Raw genomic sequence first — 24,288 nt, forward strand, 5'->3', positions numbered from 1 at the left:
TGTGAGTGCCGCCACACCCCGGCGCACACAGGACGTCCAGCACCGCGACCGGCCGGCGACCCCGGCGGCGCGGCCGACGGCGAGGAGGAGCGCGTGAGCGTGCCGAGCGGAACGACGGAGGCGGTGGACCCCGTACCCGGTGCGGCGGCGCCCCACCTGCCGCAGCAACCGGACCTGGTGCAGCTGCTGACCCCGGAGGGCGAGCGGGTCGAGCACCCCGAGTACTCCCTCGACATCGGCGACGAGGAACTGTGCGGGCTGTACCGCGACCTCGTGCTGGTCCGCCGCTGGGACGTCGAGGCCACCGCCCTGCAGCGCCAGGGCGAGCTCGGCATCTGGGCCTCGCTGCTGGGCCAGGAGGCCGCCCAGATCGGCGCCGGCCGCGCGATGGCCGCCGACGACATGGCCTTCCCCACCTACCGCGAGCACGGGGTCGCCTGGGTGCGCGGCGTCGACCCGCTGCACGTCATCAGCCTGTTCCGCGGCGTCGACAACGGCGGCTGGGACCCGGTGGCGACGGGGTTCAACCTCTACACCGTCGTCATCGGCGCGCAGACCCTGCACGCCACCGGCTACGCGATGGGGCTGCAGCGCGACGGTGCGGAGAGCGCGACGCTGGCCTTCCTCGGCGACGGCGCCACCAGCCAGGGCGAGGTCAACGAGGCGATGATCTGGGCGGCGAGCTTCTCGGCGCCGGTCGTCTTCTTCTGCCAGAACAACCAGTACGCGATCAGCGTGCCGCTCGAGCGGCAGTCGCGGGTGCCGCTGTACCAGCGCGCGGCCGGCTTCGGCTTCCCCGGCGTGCGGGTCGACGGCAACGACGTCCTCGCCGTCCTCGCCGTCACCCGGGCGGCGCTGGCCGCCGCCCGCGAGGGCCAGGGCCCGACGTTCGTCGAGGCGTTCACCTACCGGATGGGCGCGCACACCACCTCCGACGACCCCACCCGCTACCGGCTGGCCAGCGAGCTGGAGGAGTGGAAGCTGCGCGACCCGATCGCGCGGGTGAAGGCACACCTGTCCCGCAGCGGCATCGCCGACCAGGCGTTCTTCGACGCCGTCGAGGCCGAGGCCGACGAGCTGGCCGCGCGGATCCGCAAGGGCACGCTGGAGATGCCCGACCCTCCGGGCACGGCGATGTTCGACCGGGTGTACGCGGAGCAGACGCCGCACCTGGCGGCGCAGCAGGCGGCCTTCGAGGCCTACCAGGCGAGCTTCGAGGGGGCGGGTCACTGATGGGCACCGAGACGCTCACCATCGGCAAGGCCCTCAACCTCGGCCTGCGCCGCGCCATGGAGGACGACGCCAAGGTCGTGCTCATGGGGGAGGACATCGGCCGCCTCGGCGGCGTCTTCCGCATCACCGACGGCCTGCAGAAGGACTTCGGCGAGGACCGCGTCGTCGACACCCCGCTGGCCGAGGCCGGCATCCTCGGCACCGCCGTCGGCCTGGCCATGCGCGGCTACCGGCCGGTCTGCGAGATCCAGTTCGACGGGTTCGTCTTCCCCGCCTACAACCAGATCGTCACCCAGGTCGCGAAGATCCACGCCCGCTCCCGCGGGAAGCTGGCCATGCCGATCGTCATCCGCATCCCGTTCGGCGGCGGCATCGGCGCGGTCGAGCACCACAGCGAGAGCCCCGAGGCGTACTTCGCGCACACCCCCGGGCTCAAGGTGGTCGCGGTCAGCAACCCGGTCGACGCCTACTGGGGCATCCAGCAGGCGATCGCGCACCCCGACCCGATCGTCTTCCTCGAGCCCAAGCGGCGGTACTGGGAGAAGGCCGAGGTGGACACCGACGCCACGCCCGACCCGCTGTTCGCCTCCCGGGTGGTCCGCGGCGGCGACGACGTCACGGTGCTGGCCTACGGCCCGATGGTGAAGACGGCGCTGCAGGCCGCCGACGCCGCCGCCGAGGAGGGCCGCTCGCTGGAGGTCGTCGACCTGCGCACCCTCTCGCCGCTGGACCTGGACCCGGTGGTCGAGTCGGTGCGCCGCACCGGCCGCTGCGTCGTCGTCCACGAGGCGCCGGTGACCCTCGGCCTCGGCGCGGAGATCGCCGCGCGGATCACCGAGGAGTGCTTCTTCTCGCTGGAGGCGCCGGTGCTGCGGGTCGGCGGCTACGACACCCCCTACCCGCCGTCGAAGCTGGAGGAGGAGTACCTCCCCGACCTCGACCGCGTGCTCGACGCCGTCGACCGGGTGGTGGCGTCCTGATGGGCCGGTTGCGCCAGTTCAAGCTCCCCGACGTCGGGGAGGGGCTGACCGACGGCGAGATCCTGCAGTGGCTGGTGGCGGTGGGCGACACCGTCACGGTCAACCAGCCGCTGTGCGAGGTGGAGACCGCGAAGGCCGCCGTCGAGCTGCCCTCGCCGTACGCCGGCACGGTCACCGAGCTGCTGCACGAGGCGGGCACGACCGTCGACGTCGGCACGCCGATCATCACGATCGACGTCGGCGGCGAGGACGCCCCCGCCCCGGCCGCTCCCGCCGCTCCCGCGGACGGCGGGGAGGCCGGGGCCGGGCTGATCGGCGGGGCGGCCCCGGGCGGTCGGACGGCGGTGCTCGTCGGCTACGGGCCGCGGAACACCGAGGCCCGCCGGCGCCCCCGCCGGTCGGCGCCTCCCGTGCACGCTGCCGCGCCCGCGCCCGCCGGCGCCGACTACGGGTCGGGCGGCTCCGAGCGGCCGCCGCTGCTGGCCACCGCCCCCGACGCCACGGTCAAGCCGGTGCGGCACGGCGGCCTCGAGGTGGGTCGGCAGGCCGAGGCGCACGCCCGCGCCGAGGCGGCCGCCCCCTCCCGGCCGGCCGCGCCCGGCCGGGGGACGGTGCGCCCGCTGGCCAAGCCGCCGGTGCGCAAGCTCGCCCGCGACCTCGGCGTCGACCTCACCGCGCTCACCGGCAGCGGCGCCGGCGGGGTCATCACCCGCGAGGACGTCACCGCGGCTGCGAGCGCGCCGTCGGCTCCCGCTCCCGCCGCGGCGCCCGCGCCCGTGGCCCCCGCCGCCGGCGACCAGCGGATCCCCGTCAAGGGCGTGCGGAAGGCCACGGCGGCGGCGATGGTGGCCAGCGCGTTCACCGCGCCGCACGTGACCGAGTTCCTGACCGTCGACGTCACCCGGATGATGAAGCTGCGCGCGCGGGTCGCGGCGCGGCCGGAGTTCGCCGGCGTCAAGGTCAGCCCGCTGCTGTTCGTGGCGAAGGCGCTGCTGCTCGCGGCGCAGCGGCACCCGGTGGTGAACAGCTCGTGGGACGAGGCGGCGCAGGAGATCGTCGTCCACGGGCAGGTCAACCTCGGCATCGCCGCGGCCACCCCGCGCGGGCTGGTGGTGCCCAACGTCAAGGACGCCGGGCGGCTGTCGCTGGCCGAGCTCGCCGGGGCGCTCACCGAGCTCACCGAGACGGCGCGCGCGGGGCGGACGGCGCCGGCGGACATGACCGGCGGGACGATCACCATCACCAACGTCGGGGTGTTCGGCGTCGACACCGGGACGCCGATCCTCAACCCCGGCGAGTCGGCGATCCTGGCCTTCGGCGCGGTCCGCGAGATGCCCTGGGTGCACAAGGGGCGGATCGCCGTCCGGCAGGTGACGCAGCTGGCGCTGTCGTTCGACCACCGGATCATCGACGGCGAGCTCGGCAGCCGGTTCCTCGCCGACGTCGGGGCGCTCCTGGCCGACCCGGGCCTGGCGCTCGCATTCTGACGCGCGGCGGCCCCGGCCCCAGGATCAGCGCTCCTCGGGGTCGGGGCCGTACGCGGCCCGTCCTCCGTCGACGGGGACAACGGCACCGGTGACGAAACCCGCCGCGTCGGACAGCAGCCAGGCCACCACGTCCGCGACCTCCTCGGCCCGGCCCACCCGTCCGAGCGGGTGCAGGGCGGCCATCCGCCGGCGTGTGCGCTCGGCCGCCCGCGCGTCCTGCGCGGCGAGCGCGGCGTCGTAGCGCTCGGTCCGGATGGAGCCGAGCGCCACGGCGTTGACCCGGATGCCGTCCGGGCCGTGGTCGACGGCGGCCGCCCGGGTCAGCCCCTCGACGGCGGCCTTGGCCGTCGCGTAGGGCAGCGCGCCCCGCACCGGACGCTGCGCCTGGTGGCTGGAGACGTTGACGATCGACCCGCCGGTGCCGGCGGCGCGGAACCGGCGCACCGCGACCGCGCAACCGACCACCGCGGGCGCCAGGTTGGCGGTCACCAGGTCCAGGACCTCGCCCGCCGGCGCGGTGCCGAGGCCGGCGTCGCGGAAGACCGCCGCGTTGTTCACCCACCCGGTCAGCCGCCCGAGCTCCTGCGCCCGGTCCGCGGCGCGCCCGGCCACCTCCTCGTCGGCGGCGCTGCCGACGACCGCGGCCACCCGTCCCGCGGCGGCATGGTCCGCCACCCAGCCGACGGCGTCCGGGTCGAGGTCGACGACCACCACGGCCCCGCCGGCGACGAGCCGCTCGGCCACCGCCCGCCCGACACCCCGCCCACCGCCGGTCACCACGTACGCGTCCACTGCTCCTCCTCCGGTCCGCTCGTCTGCGATCACGGCGCCGTGACCACCGATCCGGCCCGCCGGGTGGTCACGGCGCCATGATCGCGGGCAGGCTGGCGGAGTGACCGACCTCGACCGGCTGCTCGCCGCCGCCGCCCGCGCCCGGGTGCCCGAGGGCGGGTTCGGCTACCTCGGCGCCGACGGCGCCCTCGTGCCCGGCCGCCCGCAGCAGACCTGGATCGTCGCGCGGATGACCCACGTCTTCGCGCTGGCGCACCTGATCGGCCGGCCGGGCGCGGAGGAACTGGTCCGTCACGGCCTCGCGGCGCTGCGCGGAGGGCCGCTGCACGACGGCACGAACGGCGGCTGGCGGGCGGCGGAGGACGACGACACGAAGAGCGCGTACGTGCACGCCTTCGCCGTCCTGGCGGGGGCGACCTCCACCGCCGCCGGCGTCGACGGGGGCCCGGCGCTGCTCGACGAGGCGCTGGCCGTGTGGGACCGGCACTTCTGGGACGACGACGCGGGCCTCGCCGTCGAGGAGTGGACCGCGGACTGGTCCCGGCTGTCGGACTACCGCGGCGCCAACGCGAACATGCACGGCGTCGAGGCGACCCTCGCCGCGGCCGACGCGCTCGGCGGGCCGCACGCCCCCCGGCTGCGGCAGCACGCGCTGCGCAGCACGGAGCGGATCGTGCACGGCTGGGCCCGCGAGCGGGACTGGCGGCTGCCCGAGCACTACGACGCCGCCTGGACGCCGCTGCCCGAGCACAACCGGGACCGGCCGGCCGACCCGTTCCGGCCCTACGGCGTCACCGTCGGGCACCAGTTCGAGTGGTCGCGGCTGTGCCTGCACCTGCGCGCGGCGCTGGGCGACGGCGCACCCGCCTGGCTGCTCGACGACGCGGTCGGGCTGTTCGACGCCGCCGCCGGCCGGGGCTGGGCCGCCGACGGGGAGCCGGGCTTCCCCTACACGCTGGACTGGGACGACCGGCCGGTGGTGACCGCGCGGATGCACTGGGTGCTGTGCGAGGCGGTGGCGGCGGCCGCCGTGCTCGGCGCGGTCACCGGCGAGGACCGCTACGCCGATCTGGCCGCGGCCTGGCGGGCGCACGGCGAGGAGCGCTTCGCCGACCCCGCCACCGGCAACTGGCACCACGAGCTCACGCCGTCGGGCGAGGTGGCCACCGGCACCTGGGCGGGGCAGCCGGACGCCTACCACCTGGCGCAGATGCTGCTGCTCGAGGGCGCCCCGGTGCGGGGGAGCGTGGCCGCGGCGCTGCGCTGACCAGGCCGGTCGGTGTGTCCGCTCCGGCGACCGTGGGTAGGGGTCGGTCGTCCGCAACGAATCCCGAGCAACGAGGAGCGTTCCCGTGGCCAGCGTGCAGGAATCCGTCGACGTCGACGTCCCCATCCGGGTCGCCTACGACCAGTGGACGCAGTTCGAGTCCTTCCCGCAGTTCATGGGCGGCGTCGAGCGCATCACCCAGGTGAACGACACGCTCACCCACTGGGTCACCAACATCGACGGCGTCAAGCGCGAGTTCGACGCCGAGATCACCGAGCAGCACCCCGAGGAGCGGGTGGCCTGGGCGAGCACCGGCGGCGAGGCCAAGCACGCCGGCGTCGTGACCTTCCACCGCCTCGACGACCACAAGACCCGCGTGATGATCCAGATCGACTGGGAGCCGCAGGGCATCGTGGAGAAGGCCGGCGCCGCGCTCGGCTTCGACGACCGTCAGGTCAAGGCCGACGCCCAGCGGTTCAAGGAGTTCATCGAGAGCCGCGGCACCGAGACCGGTGCCTGGCGGGGCGACGTCCCGCGCCCGGACCAGCAGTAGGGACGAACGACGGCGCCCGTCCCCTCCGGCCGGAGGGGACGGGCGCCGTCGTGCGTGCCGGTCGGCTACTCGGCGTCGAGGTCCTGGGCCACCAGGTCGGCGATGTGCTCGACCACCGAGGCGTCGTCGCTGGTGACGGTGACCTCGGCGCCCTTCTGGGCACCGAGCGTCATGATCATCAGCGGCGAGCCGGCGTCGACCGGGTTGCCTCCGGGGGTGGCCAGGGTGACCGGGACGCCGGCCTTGCCCACGGCCTCCGCGATGAGCGCGGCGGGGCGGGCGTGCAGGCCGACCCGGGAGCCGACGGTGACGGTCTGACTGGGCATGGGGTGGGTGTCCTCGCTGCTCGGAGTGGGTGGTGGGGTCGAGCCTGCCGTGTCAGACGCGTGCGGGCGCGCTGACGGTCGTCGCGGTGTGCGCGTGGGCCAGGTCGACGGCGTCCTCGGGGACCGCCTCGACCTTCGGCCGGCCGATGCTCTTGGCGATCGTGACCGCCAGGGCGCCGACCACGGTGCCGACCACCAGGGCGAGCAGGAACACCAGCACGCCGCTCATCGCGAAGAACACGAAGATGCCGCCGTGCGGGGCGCGCAGCTCGACGCCGGCGGCCGCGACGATCGCGCCGGTGGTGGCGCCGCCGAGCATCATCGACGGGATGACCCGCAGCGGGTCGGCCGCGGCGAACGGGATGGCGCCCTCGGAGATGAAGGACAGGCCCAGCAGCCAGGCCGCCTTGCCGTTGTCGCGCTCGGCGGGGGTGTAGAGCTTCGGCCGGATGACGGTGCTCAGCGCCATCGCCAGCGGCGGGACCATGCCGGCGGCCATGACGGTCGCCATGATGACCAGCTCCTGCTGCCCGCCCTCGCCGGAGATCGCGGCGGTGAGGCCGGTGGTGGCGAAGACGTAGGCCGCCTTGTTCACCGGGCCGCCCAGGTCGAAGCACATCATCAGGCCGAGGATGATCCCGAGCAGGATCGCCGCGCTGCCGGTCAGGCCGTTGAGCCAGTCGCCCAGGCCGTCCAGCGCGAGCGCCAGCGGCCGGCCGAGGACGACGGCCATGAGGCCGCTGGAGATCAGCGTGGCCAGCAGCGGGATGATCACGACCGGCTGCAGGCCGCGGACGCCGGCGGGCAGCCGCCACGAGGCGATCCACTTCGCCGCGAAGCCCGCGATGATGCCGCCGACCAGGCCGCCGATGAAGCCGGCGCCCACGGTCACCGACACGGCGCCGACGACGAAGCCGGGGACGATGCCCGGGCGGTCGGCGATGGCGAACGCGATGAACCCGGCCAGCGCGGGCACGAGGAAGCCGAACGCGGCCTGGCCCAGCACGGTGCAGACCGCGCCGAGGTAACCCCAGAAGCCGTCGTTGAGGCCCTCGACGCCGGAGGCGCTGGGCAGGTCGAAGAACGAGTTGTTGAGCACCCAGTTCAGGGCGTAGCTGCTGCCCTCTTCCACGGGCGCGCTCGTGACGGTGGAGGGGTCGGTGCTGACGATCTGGTAGCCGCCGAACAGGAAGCCCAGCGCGATGAGCAGACCGCCGGCCGCGACGAACGGGATCATGTAGCTGACGCCGGTGAGCAGCCAGCGGCGGATCTCGGCGCCGGTGCTCGGCCGGCCGGCCGGGGCGGCCGCGGCGGCCTCGCCGCCGGTGCCGCCGGGCACGCGGCGGGCGTTCGGGTCGTCGGCGGCGGCCAGCGCCTCGCGGATCATGCCGTCGGGGTCGTTGATGGCGCGCTTGGTGCCGGCCTGGACGACCGGCTTGCCGGCGAACCGGTCGCGGTCCCGCACGCCGACGTCGACGGCGAACACGACCGCCTCGGCGTCGCGGATGACCGCCGGGTCCAGCGGGGTGGCGCCCGAGGAGCCCTGGGTCTCGACCACCAGGTCGACGCCGGCGGCCTGCGCCGCGGCGGTGAGCTTGTCGGCGGCCATGTAGGTGTGCGCGATCCCGGTCGGGCAGGCGCTGACCGCGACCAGCTTGCGCCGCGCGGCCGGGGCGGCGGCAGGAGCGTCGGCGGGGGCGGCCGACGGCGCCGCGGCGGCCGGGGCGGTGGCGGGGGCCGGGACCGAGGGCGCCGCGGTCGCGCCGGCCGCCGGCTGCGGGGAGACGACCTCCTCGACCAGCCGGACGACGTCCTCCGCCGAGCCCGCGGCCCGCAGCGAGGCCACGAAGTCCGGCCGGACCAGCGCGCGGGCCAGCGCGGACAGCAGGGTGAGGTGGTCGGCGTCGCCGGCGGCGGGCGCGGCGATGAGGAAGACCAGGTCGGCGGGGCCGTCCGCGGCGCCGAAGTCGACCCCGGGGGCCAGCCGGGCGAACGCCAACGACGCCTGGGTGACCGCGGCCGACCGGCAGTGCGGGATGGCGATGCCGCCGGGCAGGCCCGTGGCGGCCTGTGCCTCGCGGGCGAGCGCGTCACCGGCGAGCGCCTCGGCGCCGGTCGCCCGGCCGGCGTCGGCCACCAGGCCGGCCAGCCTGCGGACGACCGCGGCCTTGTCGGAGCCGAGGTCGGCGTCGAGGACGACCAGCTCGGGCGTGATGAGTGCGGACATGACGGACCTTCCGGGGCGTCAGGGGACGTCGCGGCCGGCGGCCGGGACGGGCTCGGGGAGGGGAGGGGTGCCGGGCAGGCCGGGGGACACCTCGACGGCGTCCGGGTGGACCTGCTGCGGCGTGGGGACGGCGGAGCCCGGCAGCGCGGCGGCGGCCGAGCCGGTGGCGACCGCGCGGCGCAGCCGCTCGGCGGGCGGGGCGCCGGCCAGGTCGGCCAGCAGGTGGCCGGCCAGGCTGGAGTCGCCGGCGCCGACGGTGCTGCGGACCGCGATCCGCGGCGCGCGCGCCGACCACACGCCGTCGGCCGTGGACAGCACCGCACCGGCGCCGCCCAGGGTCAGCAGCACCTCGCCGACGCCGCCGGCGTGCAGCGCCCGCACCGCCGCGAGGAGGACGGCGGGGTCGGCGAGCAGTGCGGCCTCGGTCGTGCCGGCGACCTGGGCCAGCTCCTCGGCGTTGGGCTTGAGCAGGTCCGGCGCGGACGCGGGGCCCGCGGCGAGCAGCGCCCGCAGCGGCGCCTCGGAGGTGTCGACGGCGACCCGGGCGCCGGTGCCGCGGACGGCGCGCACCAGCTCGGCGTACCAGTCCTCGGGCGTGCCGGGCGGCAGCGAGCCGGACAGCACCACCCACTCGGCGCCCGCGGCGGCCGCGGCCACGGCGGCGGCGAGCGCGGCGCGCAGGCCGGCGTCGAGCGGGGTGCCGGGCTCGTTGAGCTTGGTGGTGGTGCCGTCCGGCTCGGTGAGCGAGTAGTTGGTGCGCACCGGGGCGCCCGTGGGGACGGTGGCCAGCGGCAGGTGCAGCCCGTGCAACGCGGTGACCAGCGGGTCGGTGGGGTCGGCGGGCACGACGGCGAGGACGTCGGCGCCGGCGGCGGCCAGCGCCCGGGCGACGTTGACGCCCTTGCCGCCGGGCTCGGTGGAGCTCGCGCCCAGGCGGGCGACCTCGCCGCGGGCCAGCGGGCCGGGGAGGGCCAGCGTCCGGTCCAGGCTGGGGTTCGCCGTCAGCGTGACGACCCGTCCCCCGCTCACGCGACCACGACCTCGACGCCCGCGGCGTCCAGTTCGTCGAGGGCCGCGGGGTCGGCGCCGTCGTCGGTGACCACGACGTCGACGTCGGCGAGGGAGGCGAAGCGGACCAGGTGCTCGCGGCCGAGCTTGCTGCTGTCGGCGAGCACGACCACCCGCTGCCCGGCCCGCACCATCGCCCGCTTCACCGAGGCCTCGGCCTCGTCCGGGGTGGTCAGGCCGTGGCCGGAAGTGATGCCGTTGGTGCCGAGGAAGGCGACGTCGACCCGCAGCTCGGCCAGCGCCCGCACCGGTGTCTCGCCGACCGCGCACTGGGTGAGCCCGCGGACGCGGCCGCCGAGCAGGTGCAGCGTCACGCCCGGCGCGTTGGCCAGCCGGGCGGCGATCGGCACCGCGTTCGTGGCCACGAACAGCGACCGGTCCAGCGGCAGCGCCTCGGCCAGCGCGGCGGTGGTGCTGCCGCCGTCGAGCAGCAGGCTGCCGCCCCGGCCGGGCAGCAGGTCCAGCGCCGCCGACGCGATCTTCCGCTTGGCCTCGGCGCGGGTGGCGTTGCGCTCGGCCAGCGCCGTCTCCATGAGCGTCAGCGACCCGGCGGGGACGGCGCCACCGTGCACGCGCCGCAGGACCCCGCCCCGCTCGAGGACGGCGAGGTCCCGGCGCACCGTCTCGGTGGTGACCCCGAACTGCTCGGCCACCGCGGTGACCGCGATCCGCCCCTGCTCGGCGACCAGCGTGGCGATGGCCCGCTGGCGCTCCTCGGCGTACACCCGTCGACCCCCTCGGTCGTCGTCCCCGGCATCCTCGGGAGGCCGGCGGCGGTGCCCGAACGTGTGGGAACGGGCTTGTGTCTCTGTGGTTGTACGTTGGTTACGTTGACAAGTCAACACGTTTTCGTGATTGTGGTCACCGACGGACGACGAGGTCCCCCAACCGACATCCCTCAAACCGACGCGAGGTCCGCATGTCCACCACCGCCGCCGCCAGCACCGTGCTCACCGGGACGCCGGTCGTCCCCGGCGTGGTCCTCGGTCCCGTCGTCCGCCCCTCCGGCGCCGTCCGCCTGCCCGTGGAGGCGTTCGACGAGCTGCCGGAGCCCGCGCGGGAGGAGGAGCGGGCGCGGTTCGCCGCGGCGGCCGAGACCGTCGCCGGCCGCCTGGCCGACCGCGCCGCCGCGGCCACCGGCATGACCGCCGAGGTGCTGTCGGCGACCGCCGGCATGGCCCGCGACCGCGGGCTGCTCGGTGCGGTGGAGCAGCGGATCGGCGCCGGCGTCCCCGCCGCGGTGGCGACGGTGCAGGCGGCGCAGCAGTTCGTCGACGTCTTCACCTCGCTGGGCGGCGTCATGGCCGAGCGGGTGACCGACGTGCGCGACGTCCGCGACCGCGTCGTCGCCGAGCTGACCGGCCAGGGCGAGCCCGGCGTCCCCGCGCCCGAGCGGCCCTCGATCCTGCTCGCCGACGACCTCGCGCCCGCCGACACCGCCGGCCTCGACCCCGCCCGCATCGTCGGGCTGGCCACCCGGCTGGGCGGGACCACCAGCCACACCGCGATCATCGCCCGGCAGCTGGGCCTGCCCCTCGTCGTCGCGGTGGAGGGGCTGGACGCCGTCCCCGCCGGCGCGACCGTGCTGCTCGACGCCGAGGAGGGCACCGTCACCGTCGACCCCGACCCGGCGGTGGCCGCCGGCCAGCTCGACGCCGCCCGCCGCGCGGCCGAGGCGCTGGCCGGCTACCAGGGGCCGGCCGCCACGCGCGACGGCGTCGCGGTCCCCGTCCTGGCCAACGTGCAGGACGGCGACGGCACCCGGGCGGCGCTGGCCGCGCACGCCGAGGGGGTCGGCCTGTTCCGCACCGAGCTCGCCTTCCTCGGCCGGGCCGCCGAGCCGACCGTCGAGGAGCAGGCGCGCGGCTACGCCGACGTCCTCGAGGCCGTGGCCGGCCGCCGGGTGGTGCTGCGCACCCTCGACGCCGGCTCGGACAAGCCGCTGGAGTTCGCGACGCCGCCCGAGGAGGCCAACCCCGCGCTCGGCGTCCGCGGCCTGCGGGTGGCCCGCCGTGACCCCGGCCTGCTCGACCGCCAGCTCGACGCCGTCGCCGAGGCCGCCCGCCGCACCGGCGCCACGCCCTGGGTGATGGCGCCGATGGTCGCCACCGAGGCCGAGGCCGCGGACTTCGCCGCCCGGGTGCGCGAGCGCGGGCTGGTGCCCGGGGTGATGGTCGAGGTGCCCTCGGCGGCGCTGCTGGCCGACCGGCTGCTCCGGCACGTCGACTTCCTGTCCATCGGCACCAACGACCTGTCGCAGTACGCCCTGGCCGCCGACCGGCTCTCCGCCGACCTGGCCGACCTCACCGACCCGTGGCAGCCGGCGCTGTTGGCGCTGGTGGAGCTGACCGCGGCCGCGGGCCGGCGGGCCGGCAAGCCGGTCGGCGTCTGCGGCGAGGCGGCGGCCGATCCGCTGCTCGCCTGCGTCCTCGTCGGCCTGGGCATCACGTCGCTGTCCTGCGCCGGCTCCGCCGTCGCCGGGGTCGGGGCGCGGTTGGCCACGGTCGACCTCGCCGCCTGCCGGGAGGCCGCGGCCGCCGCGCTGGCCGCCGACGACCCGCGGGCCGGCCGGGCCGCCGCGCGGGCGGTCCTCGCCCGCGCCTGACGCGACCCCTGCCGGCGTGCCCGCTACGCCGTCGGATCGTGACCGATCCCACCCTCCCGGGTGAACGATCGTCGGACATCCCGTGACACGCCCTGTGATCCTTCGGAATACTCGGGTCGCCACCTGCTTTACTACAGGTGCACGACGACGAGAGCATCGAAGAGGAGACACGGACATGTCCATCGGGACCACCTGGCGGCAGCGTCGGCAGGCGGCTCGCACGCGGCGGGCCATCGACCGGGCCCTCGCCCGCAGCAGCAGCCCCGCGATGCGCGACGAGCTGCTCACCATGGCCAACAGCAACTCGTTCCACACGCGCGGGTTCTGACGGCGGGCCGCCTCCTGGGCGACGTACCTGCACGGCCCCGGTCTGCCTCTGCAGCCCGGGGCCGACTGCTGTCCGGGGCCGGTCCCCCGCACGGGGGAGTGGCGCCCCGGACCGCGTCGCCCCGCTCAACCCGGCGGCTCCGCCTGCCGATCGTCCCCGAGTGAGCGCAGCAGGGCCCGCGGACGGGGCCGTCCCCCCGGTGGAGGCCCGTGAGACGTCGGGTGCCACCACCGGGCTGGTCCTCGCCTCCGTCCGCCAGCACGGCGGCGACGAGGCGGTCGAGGCGGTGCTGCGCCGCGCGGGCGTGCCGTTCACGGCCGCCGAGCTGTCCCGGCCCGCGACGTGGACCAGCTACGACACCCGGATCCGCCTGTTCACCGCGGCCACCGAGGTGCTCGGCGACCCCGGCGCCATGTACCGCATCGGCGCGGAGTCCCTGCGGACCGGGATGAACCCCAGCCTGGTCGTCCTCGTGCGGGCCATGGGCTCACCGCGGCAGGTGTTCGCCCGGCTGCCGCGCGCGGTCGCCAACTTCACCACCACCTCCACGATGGAGGTGCTGCGGTCCGACGCCACGTCCGCCACCCTGCGCTACCGGCTGCACGCGGGCTACGTGCACTCGCGACTGGACTGCGACTACGCGCGCGGGCTCATCAGCATGGTGCCCACCATCTTCGGCCTGGCCCCGGCCACCGTCGTCCACGAGGAGTGCGAGTCCTCGGGGGCCGCGGCCTGCGTCTACCACCTGACCTGGGAGCGCCGCGGCCGGTGGCCGCGCCGCCGCCGCGGCACGAACGGGACCGACCCCGAGCTCGTGGCGCTGCGCCAGCAGGTCCGCAGCCTGCAGTCGGCGGCCACCGACCTGGTCGAGGGCGGGGACCTCGAGACCGTCCTGCGGCGGATCGTGGACCGCGCGGCCGCCGCCGTCCTCGCCCCCGCCTACCTGCTCGCCGTCTCCTCCCCGCGCGGCGGCGCCCCGCTCGTGCACAGCTCGGGCCTGGTCCCCGACGAGGTGCCACCGCTGGTCGCGCGGCTGCTCGCCGGCGACGACCTGGGCCCGGGCGCGGTGACCGTCGACGTCGCCTCCGCCCGCCGGACCCACGGCCGGCTGGCCGCCCTGCACCGCGCCGGCGACGGCGGGCTCGGCGACGAGCGGGCCATGCTCGCCGCCTACGCCGGCCACGCCGCGGCCGCCCTCGACCTCGTGCTGGCCCTCGAGGACAGCCGGCTGGAGGCCCGCCGCGCCGGCGCCCTCCTGGAGCTGGCGCACGGCCTGGCCCAGGCGGGCGGGGCGGCGGAGGTCTGCGCCGTCGTCGCCCGGGCGCTGCCCGGCATCGTCGGCTGCGGCAGCTCCGGCGTCCTGCTCTGGGACCCGGCCGGCGGCGTGCTGCGGGCGGAGTCCTGCGCCGGGCTGTCCCCGGGGCAGGAGGAGGTCCTGCGGTCGGCGGCCCTGCGGGCCGGGGACGTGCCCGAGGTCTTCGGCATCCTCACCGACCGCGAGCCCCGGGTGGTCAGCGCGACCGGCGCCAGCGCCCCGATGCGCGACCTGCTCGCCGCCCTGCACCTCACCGACGTCGTCGCCGTGCCCCTGCTCGCGGGCACCACGTTCCTCGGCGTGGTCACTGCCAGCTGGGCCGACGGCGAGGTCAGCCAGGCCCTCAGCGCCGACGTCCTCGCCCGGCTGCGCGGTGTCGGCGACCAGGCATCCACCGCGCTGCAGAAGGCCCGGCTGCTGGAGACCGTCCGGCACCAGGCCACCCACGACGCGCTCACCGGGCTGCCCAACCGGGTGCTGTTCCGCGACCGGCTGGCCGCCGCGCTGGCCGCCGTCGCCCCCACCGGCTCCGTCGGCGTGCTCTTCTGCGACCTCGACCGGTTCAAGGCGGTCAACGACAGCCTCGGCCACGCCGCCGGCGACGAGCTGCTGCGCCAGGTGTCGGCCCGCCTGCGCGCCGCGGTGCGCCCCGGCGACACCGTGGGCCGGCTCAGCGGCGACGAGTTCGCCGTCCTGCTGCCCCGGCTGGCCGCACCGGCCGACGCCGAGGCGGTCGTCGGCCGGGTGGCGGCGGCCTTCACCGAGCCGTTCCGTCTCGACGGCGTCCCGGCGCAGGTCGGCACCAGCACCGGCGTCGCCGTGCACACCGGCCCCGGTGGGGACGCCGAGCGGCTGCTGCGGGAGGCCGACGCGGCCATGTACCGGCACAAGCACCGCGACCGCCCGCCCGCCCCGACCCCGCGGACGGCGGACTAGCGGCGGTCCACGAGGTCCGCTAGGGGCCGCGCGCCGGACAGCCCCCTCAGGGCCTCAGTCGCGGAGCCTCGCGCGCAGCGCGGCCTGCTCGGCGGCGCCGAAGCCGTGCTCGTCGAGCCAGCCCAGCGGCCCGCCGTGCCGCTCGCCCAGGATCTCCAGCAGCCGGCGCATGGTCGCCGCCCGCGGCGTGTGGCTGGCGACGTCCCGGCGGGTCATGTCGTCGGCGTACGTCGGCGACTGCCGCAGCTTCGCCACCAGGGCCTCGATGACCTCGGCGGTCAGCGCGTAGTCGGCGACGATCTCCTCGTCGGGCACCCCGGCCGCGGCCAGGGAGAACATCGCGACGACGCCGGTGCGGTCCTTGCCCGCCGCGCAGTGCACGACCGCCGCGCCGTCGCTGGCGACGATCGCCCGCAGCGCCGCCAGCACGTTCTCGGGGCGGTGGTGCAGGTAGCCGAGGTAGGAGCGCACCGCCGGCGGCTCGACCTCGTCGGCCTCGGTGGTCTGCCGCGGCAGCACCGTCTCGGCCCAGTCGGCCGGCAGGTCGGGGACCTCGTCCTCCTCGACGGCGAACACGTCGGTGTGGTGGCCCCGCTCGGGCAGCAGGCTGAAGTGCCGGTGCGTGACCTCCGGGACCGCGCGCAGCGGGCCGCGGCCCTCGAGCAGCACCTCGGCGGTGGTGCGCAGGTCGATCACCTCGCGCAGCCGCAGGTCCTCCACCAACCGCCGGACGTCGTCGTCGCTGAGGGCCTGCAGGTTGTCGCTGCGCAGCACCCGGCCGAACGCCGTCACGCCGCCGTCGGTGGTGGGCAGGCCGCCCAGGTCGCGCGTGTTGGTCGTCCCGTCGAGCCGCAGCCAGCGGTCGGTGCGCACGTCACCGGAGGTCGAGGTCACCCCTCCGACGGTACGGCCCCGCGGTGAACGGCCCGTGCCGACCGGGGATGTGTGCCCGCCCACCACAGGGACGGGGGTGGCTGTGGAGGTCACCGACATGGGCAGCCCGTGACCGGCTCCCTACGGTGTGGTCCAGACCACGCCGGACCGGACCGTCCGGAGCAGCAACCGTGCACCGTCGCACACACCGAGGAGCTCCCATGTCGCGTCCCCGCCACCGGTCCCGGACCGCCGTCCTCGCCACGGGCGCCGCGCTGGCCCTGTCGGTCGCCGCCTGCGGCAGCCCCACCGCCGCCTCCTCGGGCGGGAGCGGCGGGGACGGCGGCGGCGAGGGCGAGCCGATCCGGGTCGGGCTCGTCTTCTCCTCCACCGGGCCGCTGGCCACCTACGGCGAGCAGTACCTGCAGGGCTTCGAGGCCGGCCTGGACTACGCCACCGACGGCACCGGCGAGGTCGACGGCCGGCCGATCGAGGTCGTCCAGCGCGACGACGCCGGCGACCCGGCCAAGGCCGTCGCCGAGGCCACCGACCTCATCGGCCAGGGCGTGCAGGTGCTCGCCGGGTCCACCGCCTCGGGCGTGGCCACCCAGGTCGTGCCGCTGGCCGAGCAGAACGACGTGCTGTTCATCTCCGGGCCCGCCGCCACCGACGCGGTCACCGGCGTCAACGACAACACCTTCCGGTCGGGCCGGCAGACCTACCAGGACATCCTCACCGCCCAGTCGTTCATCGGGGAGGCGCAGGGCAAGAACGTGCTGGTCTTCGCCCAGGACAGCGCCTTCGGCCAGGCCAACGTCGGCGCCGTGACCGCCGTGCTCGGCGAGGCCGGGGCCACCGTCACCCCGCTGCTGGTGCCGGCCAGCGCCACCGACTTCACGCCGTTCGCCTCCCAGGCCCGCGACGCCGGCGCCGACCTGGTCTTCGTCGCCTGGGCCGGGGAGACCGCGCCGGCCATGTGGCAGGCGATGGGCCAGCAGGGCGTGCTCGACTCCACCACCGTCGTCACCGGGCTGGACATCCGTGCCAGCTACGCCACCTACGGCGCGCAGGCCACGCAGATCGACTACCTGTCGCACTTCTTCGCCGAGGCCGTCGACAACGAGGTCAGCCAGGCGATGACCGAGCGGGTCGAGGAGGCCGGCGGCACGGTCGACCTGTTCACCCCGGACGGCTTCACCGCCGCGCAGATGGTGGTGCACGCGCTCCAGGAGGGCGGCGACGACGTCGGCGCCATGGTCGACGCGCTCGAGGGCTGGCAGTTCGACGGCGTCAAGGGCGAGCTGACCATCCGCGAGGAGGACCACGCGCTCCTGCAGCCGATGTTCCAGGCCCGCCTGGAGCAGCAGGGCGACCAGCTGGTCCCGGTGCTCGTGGAGACCCTCGGCCCGGAGGCCACCGCGCCGCCGGTCGCCACCTCCTGACCCGGACGCCCCTCCCGAGGACCGGGCAGTGACCACCTCCCTCCCCGCCCCGGCACCGGCCGCCCGCCCCGCGGGCGAGCCGGTGCTCCGGGTGGCCGGCCTGACCTGCGCGATCGGCGGCGCGGTCATCGTCTCCGACGTCTCCCTCGACGTCGCCCCGGGCGAGTTCGTCGCCGTCATCGGGCCCAACGGGGCGGGCAAGACCTCGCTGTTCAACCTGCTCTCGGGCCTGCTGCCGGTCACCGCCGGGACGATCACCCTCGACGGCGCGGACATCACCGGCGCGAGCCCCGCCGCGCGGGCCCGCCGGGGCCTGGGCCGGACCTTCCAGTCCTCGTCGGTGTTCGCGGGCCTCGGCGTCCGGGAGAACGTGCGCCTGGCGGCGCAGGCCCGGCTCGGCGGCAGCCTGCGGCCCTGGCAGCGGGTCCGCGCCTCCGACCAGGCGTTCGAGGTGGCCGAGCGGGCGCTGACCCGGGTGGGCCTCGCCGCCCGCGGCGACGCGCTCGCCGGCTCCCTCTCCCACGGCGACAAGCGCAAGCTGGAGCTGGCGATCCTGCTGGCCACCGACCCCGCCGTCGTGCTGCTCGACGAGCCGATGGCCGGCGTCAGCACCGGGGAGGTCGCCGGCCTCACCCGGGTCATCGCCGACGTGCACCGCGAGGAGGGCCGGACGGTGCTCATGGTCGAGCACCACATGGACGTCCTGCTCGGCCTCGCCGACCGGGTCGCCGTCATGCACCACGGCTCGCTGCTCGCGCTGGACACCCCGGCGCGGGTCACCGCTGACCCCGTCGTCCAGGAGGCCTACCTGGGGGACCAGCTGTGACCGCCGCCGACCGGCCGGTGCTGCTCCGGCTCTCCGACGTGCACGTCCGGCTCTCGGGGTCGCACGTCCTGCAGGGGGTCGACCTCACCGTCCGCCGCGGCGGGGTGACCGCGCTGCTCGGCCGCAACGGCGCGGGCAAGACGACGACGGTGAGGTCGGTGCTCGGCCTGGTGCCCTCGACCGGCCGCATCGAGCTCACCGACGCCGCCGGCCGCGTGCACCGGCTGTCGGGCCGGCGCACCCACGACGTCGTCCGGCTCGGCGTCGGCTACGCCCCCGAGGACCGCGAGGTCTTCGGCGGGCTGACCGTCGCCGAGAACCTCACGCTGGCCGAGCGGCGCGACTCCGCGCACCACCACGACCGCGTGTACGAGCTCTTCCCGGAGCTCGCGAAGCGCAGCCGGCAGCTGGCCGGGACCCTCTCGGGCGGCCAGCAGCAGATGGTGGCGATCGCCCGGCTGCTGCTCAACGACAACCAGCTGCTGCTCGTCGACGAGCCGACCAAGGGCCTGGCGCCGCTGCTGGTCGCCGAGGTCGCCGACGTGCTCGCCCGCGCCGCCGAGGAGGTGACGGTGCTGCTCGTCGAGCAGAACCTGTCCGTGGTGCGCCGCATGGCCACCGACGCCGTCGTGGTCGACCAGGGGCGCGCGGTGTGGAGCGGGTCGGCACCGGAGCTGCTGGCCGACGCCGACCGCACCCGCGAGCTGCTGGGCGTGGCCACGAGCGGGGGTGCGCACGCAGTGGGCGAGCTCGCGAGCCCACCGGAGACGGAGCCACGGGTGCGCATGCACCGGACGAGCGCCAGCGAGGCCGGCGCATGAGCACCGTCGTGCTGCTGACCGTCACGGGCCTCGGCCTGGCGGCGCTGTACTTCCTCGTCGCCTCCGGCCTCTCGCTGATCTTCGGGCTCATGGGCGTGCTCAACTTCGCCCACGGCGCCTTCCTCACCATCGGCGCCTACGGCACCTGGTGGGCGTCGGAGAACCTGCCCGGCGCCGGGTCCGGCGGGTGGGGCTTCGCGCTCGCCGTCGCCTTCGGGGTCGCCGTCGGCACGGGAGTCGCCGCGCTGATCGAGCTGCTGCTCATCCGCCCGCTCTACGAGCGGCACATCGAGCAGGTGCTGGTCACCGTGGGGCTGAGCCTGGCGCTGGTCGCGCTGGTGCGGGCGATCTGGGGCGCCGACCCGCGGCCGTTCCCGGCCCCGGCCTGGGCCAAGGACACGACGTCGGTGCTCGGCGCCAGCGTGCCCAACGACCGCTTCCTGCTCATCGGCAGCGCCGTGGTCGTGCTGCTGGCCGTGCTGGCCTTCCTCCGCTACACCCGCTTCGGCCTGGTCATCCGCGCCGGCGTGGAGAACCGGTCGATGGTGACCGCGCTCGGTATCGACGTGCGGCGGGCGTTCACCCTGGTCTTCGCCATCGGCGGCGCGTTCGCCGCGCTGGCCGGCGCGCTCGGCGGCGTCTACCTCGGCTCGATCTCGCCGGGCCAGGGCACCTCGCTGCTGATCTTCGCCTTCATCGTCGTCGTCATCGGCGGGATGAGCTCGATCACCGGCGCCGCGGTGGCCGCGGTCCTCGTCGGGCTGGTGCAGCAGTTCGCCAACTACTACGCGGCCAGCGGGGTGGGGGACCTGTCGGTCGTCCTGCTGCTCGCCGTCGTCCTGCTGACCCGCCCCGGCGGGCTGACCGCGAGGGTGGCATGAGCCGGAAGCTGACGCGGCTGGCGCCGCTGGTCGTCCTCGTCGTCCTGGCGGTCCTGCCTTACTCCACCCTGCAGGTCCCCGGGCTGTTCGACGGTGTCCTCAACAGCCCCGGCACCCTCCAGCTGCTGGCGCTGTGCCTGGTGTTCGGCGGGGTGGCGCTGTCCTACGACCTGCTGTTCGGGTTCACCGGGCTGCTGTCGTTCGGGCACGCGCTCTACTTCGCCGCCGGCACGTACGTGGCCAACCTGGCGCTCACCGAGCTCGGCTGGGGCCTGGGCGCGGCGCTCGCGCTGACCACCGTCGTCGGCATCGCGCTGCCGCTGCTGGTCGGCGGGGTGGCGCTGCGGGTGTCGGGCATCGCCTTCTCGATGGTCACGCTGGCCATGGCGCAGGTCGGGTCGATCGTCGTCCTGCGCGACCCCGGCGGCCTGACCGGCGGGGAGGAGGGCCTGGCGCTGGACCGCTCGACCGTGCCCGACGCGTTCGTCGGCGTCCTCAACACCGTCCACCTGTACTGGCTGGCGCTGGCCTACCTCGCCGTCGTCTACGTCGTCGTGGCGTGGGTGACCGGCTCGCGGGCCGGGCGGGTGTGGCAGGCGATCCGGGAGAACGAGCGCCGCGTCGAGGTCTTGGGCCTGCGCCCCTACTCGTTCAAGCTGGTCGTCTTCGTCCTCGCCGGCCTGCTGGCCGCGCTCGGCGGGGTGGTGCACCTGCTGCTGCTCGGCGGCTCCACGCCCCGCACGACGACCGCCGACTTCACCCTCGGCCTGCTGGTCATGGTGGTGCTCGGCGGCGCGGGCAGCCGGTGGGGCGCGGTGCTCGGCGGCGTCCTCTACACCTACCTCGACAGCCGGCTCACCGACCTCGCCTCCTCGCCCGCCGTGCAGGACCTGCCGGCCTGGCTGCGGGTGCCGCTGTCGGAGCCGCTGTTCCTTCTCGGCGCGCTGTTCGTGGTGGTCGTCTTCTTCGTGCCAGGCGGCATCGCGGGCCTGGTCGCCCGGCTGCGCGAGCGCCGCTCCGGCCGCCGTCCCTCGGCGCCCACCGGCGGGGAGACCCCGCCGCCGGGCCGGGTGGTCGAGCAGCTGCGCGAGACGGCGTCCCGCGGGGTGGGCGTCGGCGCGGCCGGCCCCCGCGACGGCGTCTGACCGCGGGCTCCGCAGCACGATCAGCTGGGCTGATCGTGCTGCGTCCTGGCTCACCGTCGACCATGAGCCAGGACGCGCTGCGGTGAGCTAGGACGCCAGCAGCCGGTCGCAGACCTCGACCAGCCGCCGGCGCAGCGGGGCGGCGCGCTCGGCGAAGCCCCGCTGCGCGGCGACGTACTCCGCCTTGCCCTCGGCCGTCTCGATCCGCACCGGCGCGTAGCCGCGGTCGGCCAGGTCGTACGGCGAGGCCCGCATGTCCAGCTCGCGCACCTCGACGGCGAGCTCGAAGCAGTCGGCGACCAGCTCGCCGGGCACCGCGGGGGACAGCTTGTAGGCCCACTTGTAGAGGTCCATCGTCGCGTGCAGGCAGCCCGGCTGCTCCATCGCGACCTGGGTCTCCCGCGTCGGCCGCAGCCGGTTGAGCCCGACGGCGGACGGCGTGAAGAACCGGAACGCGTCGAAGTGGCTGCACCGGATCGCGTGCGCCTCCACGACGGCGTCGGTGCCCGCCCGCCCCAGCCGCAGCGGGACCGCGTGCCGCCGCTCGTCGGCGCGGTGCACCATCGCCCACTCGTGCAGCCCGAAGCAGCCGGTCTGCGCCGGCCGGGACGCGGTGGCGGCGAGCAGGTCCCGCACGAAGCGGACGGTCGGCGCGCGGTCGGCCAGGTACGCCGCGACGTCGAGCCGTACCGAGCCGTCGTCGCCGGTCGCGTACCAGCGCCAGGCCGCGTGCGGCGCCGGACCCTCCGCCGTCGGCGCCAGCGCGACGCCCGGGCCCGGGTGCCACCGGCGCAGCCGCGACGGCGTCTCCGAGTAGTAGGTGAACAGGAAGTCCAGGACCGGGTGCGCCTCCCCTCGGCGGCGGCGCTCGCGGTGCGGCGCGGTCCACCGCTCCACCCGCGCGTCGTGCGCGGCCGCCCGCGCCGTCCACTCGGCCGCCGGCAGGCGGGCGAGGACGGCGGTCACCGGACCAGGGTAGGAGGGTCCTCCGACCCACCGGCCGGGGACGGGACGGTGCCAGCCTGGGGGTCCGCGACGAGGGAGGCGACCGCCATGGCCGGCGACGCGCGGACCACCCGGAAGCCCCTGCTCTGCCGCCTGGGGGTGCACGCCTACGTCCAGCGCCACCCCGACGACGAGCGGCTGCGCGGCCCCGACCAGAAGGTCTGCCGGCGCTGCGGCAAGCGCCGCGACGTCGGGATCGACCGGATCGTCCCGCCGGGCGTCATGGGCTGACCGCTGCGCCGTCGGCGGCGCTCAGCCGGTGCAGCCGCAGCGCCAGCTGCACCTCCAGCGCCCGCTCCGGCGCCGACCAGTCGCGGCCCAGCAGCCGGCCGACCCGGTCCAGCCGCTGGGTGACCGTGTTGACGTGCACGTTGAGCACCTCGGCCGCCCGCGCGGGGGAGCCGCCGGTGTCGAACCAGGCCCGCAGCGTGGCCACCAGGTCGGTGCCGCGGCGGGCGTCGTAGTCGAGCACCGGCGCCAGCGTGGCCCGCACGAAGCCGGGCACGTCGCGGCCCTCGCCCACCAGCAGGCCGACGAAGCCCAGCTCGTCCGCGCTCGCCGACTCCCCGGTGCGGCCCAGCGCCTCCAGCGTCGAGGCGCACCGCCCGGCCTCGGCCCACGCGCCGGCCACCGCGGCCGGGCCGGGCGCCGGACCGGCGCCGCCGGCGGTGACCGGCCGCCCGACCGCCGCGGCGACCTCCCGGCGCACCAGCGCGGCCGCCGCCCCCGGCGCGAGGTCGGGCAGGCACAGGACGACGCGGCCGTCGCGGACCCCGGCGAGCCCGCCGCGGGTGGCGGCCAGGTGCGCGGCGGCCGCCAGTGCCCGGCCACGGCAGCGCTCCTCCACCCGGACGACGACGACCGACGCCGGCCGGTCCAGGTCGGTGCCCAGCCGGCGGGCGCGCTCGCGCAGGCCGTCGGGGTCCCGCAGCGGCACGGTCAGCAGCTCGTCGAGCAGCTCGCCGCGCACCCGCCCCTCGGCCTCCCCGGCGGTGCGCCGGATGAGCAGCAACAGCGCGGTGACCAGCGCGGCGCGCTCGAGGATGCGCTGGTCGGCGTCGGACAGGTCGCCCCCGCGCTGCAGCACCAGCCCGCCGAGCAGGTCGCTGCCCACGGTCACCGCCGCGGTCCACCAGTCGCCGTCGCGCACGGTGCGGCCGGTGGAGCGGGCCAGCGCCAGCGCGCCGGCCGGGTCGGGCGGGAGCGCGCCGCCGTCGGCCGCGGGGGACGGGCGGCCCTCCTCGTCGATCACGGTGATCCGCCCGCCCAGGGCGTCGGTCACGGCCGCGGCCACGCCCTCGACGCCGCCCCCGCGCAGCACGACGTCGATGAACCGGTCGTGCGCGCCCGCGGCCCGCTCCACCGACTCGGTGTGCTCCCGCAGCTCCCGCGTGGCCGCCGACAGCTCCTCCAGGGCGGCCCGGGTTTCCTCCAGCAGCCGCGCGTTGTCCAGCGCGATCGCGGCGTGCGCGGCCAGCGAGCCGAGCAGCGCCACCTCGGACCGGTCGAAGGTCCGCTCGGCGCGGTCGGCGGCGTAGAGCACCCCGATGACCTGCGACCCGCGGATCAGCGGCACGCCGAGGATGGCGACCAGGCCCTCCTCGCGGACGCCGCCGTTGATGTCGTCGGTGTGGTGGAACCGGGCGTCGGTGAAGTAGCTCGCCGTCGCGTAGGGCGCGGCCGTCTGGGCGACCAGCCCGCCCAGCCCCTCGCCCATCGGCAGCCGCAGGGCCTGGAAGCGCGCCGACACCGAGCCGTCGGTCACCCGCATGTAGGTGTCGCCGTGGGCGTCGTCGTTGAGCGTCAGGTACGAGACGTCGGTGCCCAGCAGCTGGCGGGCGCGGCGGACGATCGCGGTGAGCACCGAGTCCACGCCGCGCAGCGTGGCGAGGTCGCTCGCGGTGTCGAACAGCGCCGACAGCTCCGACTCCCGCCGGCGGCGCGCGGCGAAGGCGGCGCGCACCTGCAGGGCCAGCAGCCGGACCTGCTCCAGCTCGGCGAGCGTGGCGGGGTCGGCGCCCGCGGCCCGGGCGCGCACCAGCGGGCCCTCGTACTCGATGGCCGCGGCGTCGTCGAGGACCAGCTGCAGGTACTCGGCGGCCGCCGAGGGGACCCGGGGTGTGCGGCCGGGGCCGTCGGCGGGCAGCGCTGCGGTCCGGGCCACGACCGGCATTGTCA

Annotated in this window: 22 protein-coding genes; 14 read left to right on the forward strand and 8 right to left on the reverse strand. The window is 76.4% G+C overall.

Annotated elements, in window-relative coordinates; genetic code table 11:
• The first annotated feature begins 93 nt into the window (after positions 1-93).
• Genes pdhA through ACI8AR_RS14545 form a run of 3 tightly spaced genes read left to right on the forward strand, consistent with a single transcriptional unit; the run spans position 94 to position 3,700 of the window.
• Entirely contained in the window at positions 94-1,233 is a 1,140-nt protein-coding gene (pdhA, locus tag ACI8AR_RS14535; RefSeq protein WP_457051658.1) for a pyruvate dehydrogenase (acetyl-transferring) E1 component subunit alpha, read from the forward strand.
• Positions 1,233-2,213 carry an alpha-ketoacid dehydrogenase subunit beta gene (locus tag ACI8AR_RS14540; RefSeq protein ID WP_456927389.1) on the forward strand — a complete coding sequence of 327 codons (981 nt, stop codon included), beginning with the start codon at positions 1,233-1,235 and terminating at the stop codon, positions 2,211-2,213. Before pdhA ends, ACI8AR_RS14540 begins: the two co-directional genes overlap by 1 nt.
• Entirely contained in the window at positions 2,213-3,700 is a 1,488-nt protein-coding gene (locus ACI8AR_RS14545) for a dihydrolipoamide acetyltransferase family protein (RefSeq protein WP_457051659.1), read from the forward strand. The genes ACI8AR_RS14540 and ACI8AR_RS14545 overlap by 1 nt, the downstream gene beginning before the upstream one ends.
• Before the next feature lie 24 nt (positions 3,701-3,724).
• Here the strand turns inward: ACI8AR_RS14545 and ACI8AR_RS14550 are convergent, their stop codons facing one another.
• On the reverse strand, positions 3,725-4,492 hold the full coding sequence (locus tag ACI8AR_RS14550) for an SDR family NAD(P)-dependent oxidoreductase (RefSeq protein ID WP_457051660.1): 768 nt from the start codon (positions 4,490-4,492) through the stop codon (positions 3,725-3,727).
• 100 nt (positions 4,493-4,592) lie between these two features.
• Between ACI8AR_RS14550 and ACI8AR_RS14555 the strand changes: the two genes are divergently transcribed.
• Together ACI8AR_RS14555 and ACI8AR_RS14560 are read left to right on the forward strand one after the other, a co-directional pair.
• Positions 4,593-5,759 carry an AGE family epimerase/isomerase gene (locus tag ACI8AR_RS14555; protein WP_457051661.1) on the forward strand — a complete coding sequence of 389 codons (1,167 nt, stop codon included), beginning with the start codon at positions 4,593-4,595 and terminating at the stop codon, positions 5,757-5,759.
• Between the two features lie 85 nt (positions 5,760-5,844).
• Positions 5,845-6,312 carry an SRPBCC family protein gene (locus ACI8AR_RS14560; RefSeq protein ID WP_457051662.1) on the forward strand — a complete coding sequence of 156 codons (468 nt, stop codon included), beginning with the start codon at positions 5,845-5,847 and terminating at the stop codon, positions 6,310-6,312.
• A 65-nt stretch (positions 6,313-6,377) separates the two neighbouring features.
• On the opposite strand, the gene ACI8AR_RS14565 is transcribed toward ACI8AR_RS14560, so the two are convergent.
• The 4 genes from ACI8AR_RS14565 to ACI8AR_RS14580 are packed head-to-tail and all read right to left on the reverse strand — an operon-like array spanning position 6,378 to position 10,658.
• Positions 6,378-6,638 carry an HPr family phosphocarrier protein gene (locus ACI8AR_RS14565; RefSeq protein ID WP_456935241.1) on the reverse strand — a complete coding sequence of 87 codons (261 nt, stop codon included), beginning with the start codon at positions 6,636-6,638 and terminating at the stop codon, positions 6,378-6,380.
• Positions 6,639-6,690: 52 nt separating this feature from the next.
• A complete protein-coding gene (locus ACI8AR_RS14570; protein ID WP_457051663.1) occupies positions 6,691-8,865 on the reverse strand; it encodes a PTS fructose transporter subunit IIABC in 2,175 nt (724 codons plus the stop codon).
• Positions 8,866-8,883: 18 nt separating this feature from the next.
• A complete protein-coding gene (locus ACI8AR_RS14575; RefSeq protein WP_457051664.1) occupies positions 8,884-9,894 on the reverse strand; it encodes a 1-phosphofructokinase family hexose kinase in 1,011 nt (336 codons plus the stop codon).
• On the reverse strand, positions 9,891-10,658 hold the full coding sequence (locus ACI8AR_RS14580) for a DeoR/GlpR family DNA-binding transcription regulator (protein WP_457051665.1): 768 nt from the start codon (positions 10,656-10,658) through the stop codon (positions 9,891-9,893). The genes ACI8AR_RS14575 and ACI8AR_RS14580 overlap by 4 nt, the downstream gene beginning before the upstream one ends.
• A gap of 194 nt (positions 10,659-10,852) precedes the next feature.
• Between ACI8AR_RS14580 and ACI8AR_RS14585 the strand changes: the two genes are divergently transcribed.
• From ACI8AR_RS14585 to ACI8AR_RS14595, 3 genes are all read left to right on the forward strand, one after another.
• Positions 10,853-12,538, forward strand: coding sequence for a putative PEP-binding protein (locus tag ACI8AR_RS14585; protein WP_457051666.1), 1,686 nt, complete (start codon positions 10,853-10,855; stop codon positions 12,536-12,538).
• Positions 12,539-12,713: 175 nt separating this feature from the next.
• Positions 12,714-12,866: a hypothetical protein gene (locus ACI8AR_RS14590; RefSeq protein ID WP_456935246.1), complete on the forward strand. Its 153-nt coding sequence runs from the start codon at positions 12,714-12,716 to the stop codon at positions 12,864-12,866.
• A gap of 160 nt (positions 12,867-13,026) precedes the next feature.
• Positions 13,027-15,117, forward strand: a complete 2,091-nt coding sequence (locus tag ACI8AR_RS14595) for a diguanylate cyclase domain-containing protein (RefSeq protein ID WP_457051667.1) — start codon at positions 13,027-13,029, stop codon at positions 15,115-15,117.
• A 54-nt stretch (positions 15,118-15,171) separates the two neighbouring features.
• Here ACI8AR_RS14595 and ACI8AR_RS14600 read toward each other — a convergent pair whose 3' ends face one another.
• Positions 15,172-16,011, reverse strand: coding sequence for a tyrosine-protein phosphatase (locus ACI8AR_RS14600; protein ID WP_457051668.1), 840 nt, complete (start codon positions 16,009-16,011; stop codon positions 15,172-15,174).
• A gap of 200 nt (positions 16,012-16,211) precedes the next feature.
• Here ACI8AR_RS14600 and ACI8AR_RS14605 point away from each other — a divergent pair, with 200 nt between their 5' ends.
• From ACI8AR_RS14605 to ACI8AR_RS14625, 5 genes are read left to right on the forward strand one after another with little or no spacing between them, the layout of a single operon-like run.
• Positions 16,212-17,432, forward strand: a complete 1,221-nt coding sequence (locus ACI8AR_RS14605; RefSeq protein ID WP_457051669.1) for a substrate-binding domain-containing protein — start codon at positions 16,212-16,214, stop codon at positions 17,430-17,432.
• Positions 17,433-17,460: 28 nt separating this feature from the next.
• Positions 17,461-18,258: an ABC transporter ATP-binding protein gene (locus tag ACI8AR_RS14610; RefSeq protein WP_457051670.1), complete on the forward strand. Its 798-nt coding sequence runs from the start codon at positions 17,461-17,463 to the stop codon at positions 18,256-18,258.
• The gene (locus ACI8AR_RS14615) at positions 18,255-19,079 is read left to right on the forward strand and encodes an ABC transporter ATP-binding protein (protein WP_457051671.1); all 825 of its coding nucleotides are present in this window, start codon (positions 18,255-18,257) and stop codon (positions 19,077-19,079) included. The genes ACI8AR_RS14610 and ACI8AR_RS14615 overlap by 4 nt, the downstream gene beginning before the upstream one ends.
• A complete protein-coding gene (locus tag ACI8AR_RS14620) occupies positions 19,076-19,960 on the forward strand; it encodes a branched-chain amino acid ABC transporter permease (RefSeq protein WP_457051672.1) in 885 nt (294 codons plus the stop codon). Before ACI8AR_RS14615 ends, ACI8AR_RS14620 begins: the two co-directional genes overlap by 4 nt.
• A complete protein-coding gene (locus ACI8AR_RS14625) occupies positions 19,957-21,105 on the forward strand; it encodes a branched-chain amino acid ABC transporter permease (protein WP_457051673.1) in 1,149 nt (382 codons plus the stop codon). Before ACI8AR_RS14620 ends, ACI8AR_RS14625 begins: the two co-directional genes overlap by 4 nt.
• An 87-nt stretch (positions 21,106-21,192) precedes the next feature.
• Here the strand turns inward: ACI8AR_RS14625 and ACI8AR_RS14630 are convergent, their stop codons facing one another.
• Entirely contained in the window at positions 21,193-22,071 is an 879-nt protein-coding gene (locus ACI8AR_RS14630; RefSeq protein WP_457051674.1) for a 3-methyladenine DNA glycosylase, read from the reverse strand.
• A gap of 87 nt (positions 22,072-22,158) precedes the next feature.
• Here ACI8AR_RS14630 and ACI8AR_RS14635 point away from each other — a divergent pair, with 87 nt between their 5' ends.
• Positions 22,159-22,341 carry a hypothetical protein gene (locus ACI8AR_RS14635; protein WP_457051675.1) on the forward strand — a complete coding sequence of 61 codons (183 nt, stop codon included), beginning with the start codon at positions 22,159-22,161 and terminating at the stop codon, positions 22,339-22,341.
• Here the strand turns inward: ACI8AR_RS14635 and ACI8AR_RS14640 are convergent.
• A complete protein-coding gene (locus tag ACI8AR_RS14640) occupies positions 22,331-24,283 on the reverse strand; it encodes a helix-turn-helix domain-containing protein (RefSeq protein WP_457051682.1) in 1,953 nt (650 codons plus the stop codon). The genes ACI8AR_RS14635 and ACI8AR_RS14640 overlap by 11 nt on opposite strands.
• Positions 24,284-24,288 lie beyond the last annotated feature (5 nt).

The organism is Geodermatophilus sp. SYSU D01036 (assembly GCF_054050435.1).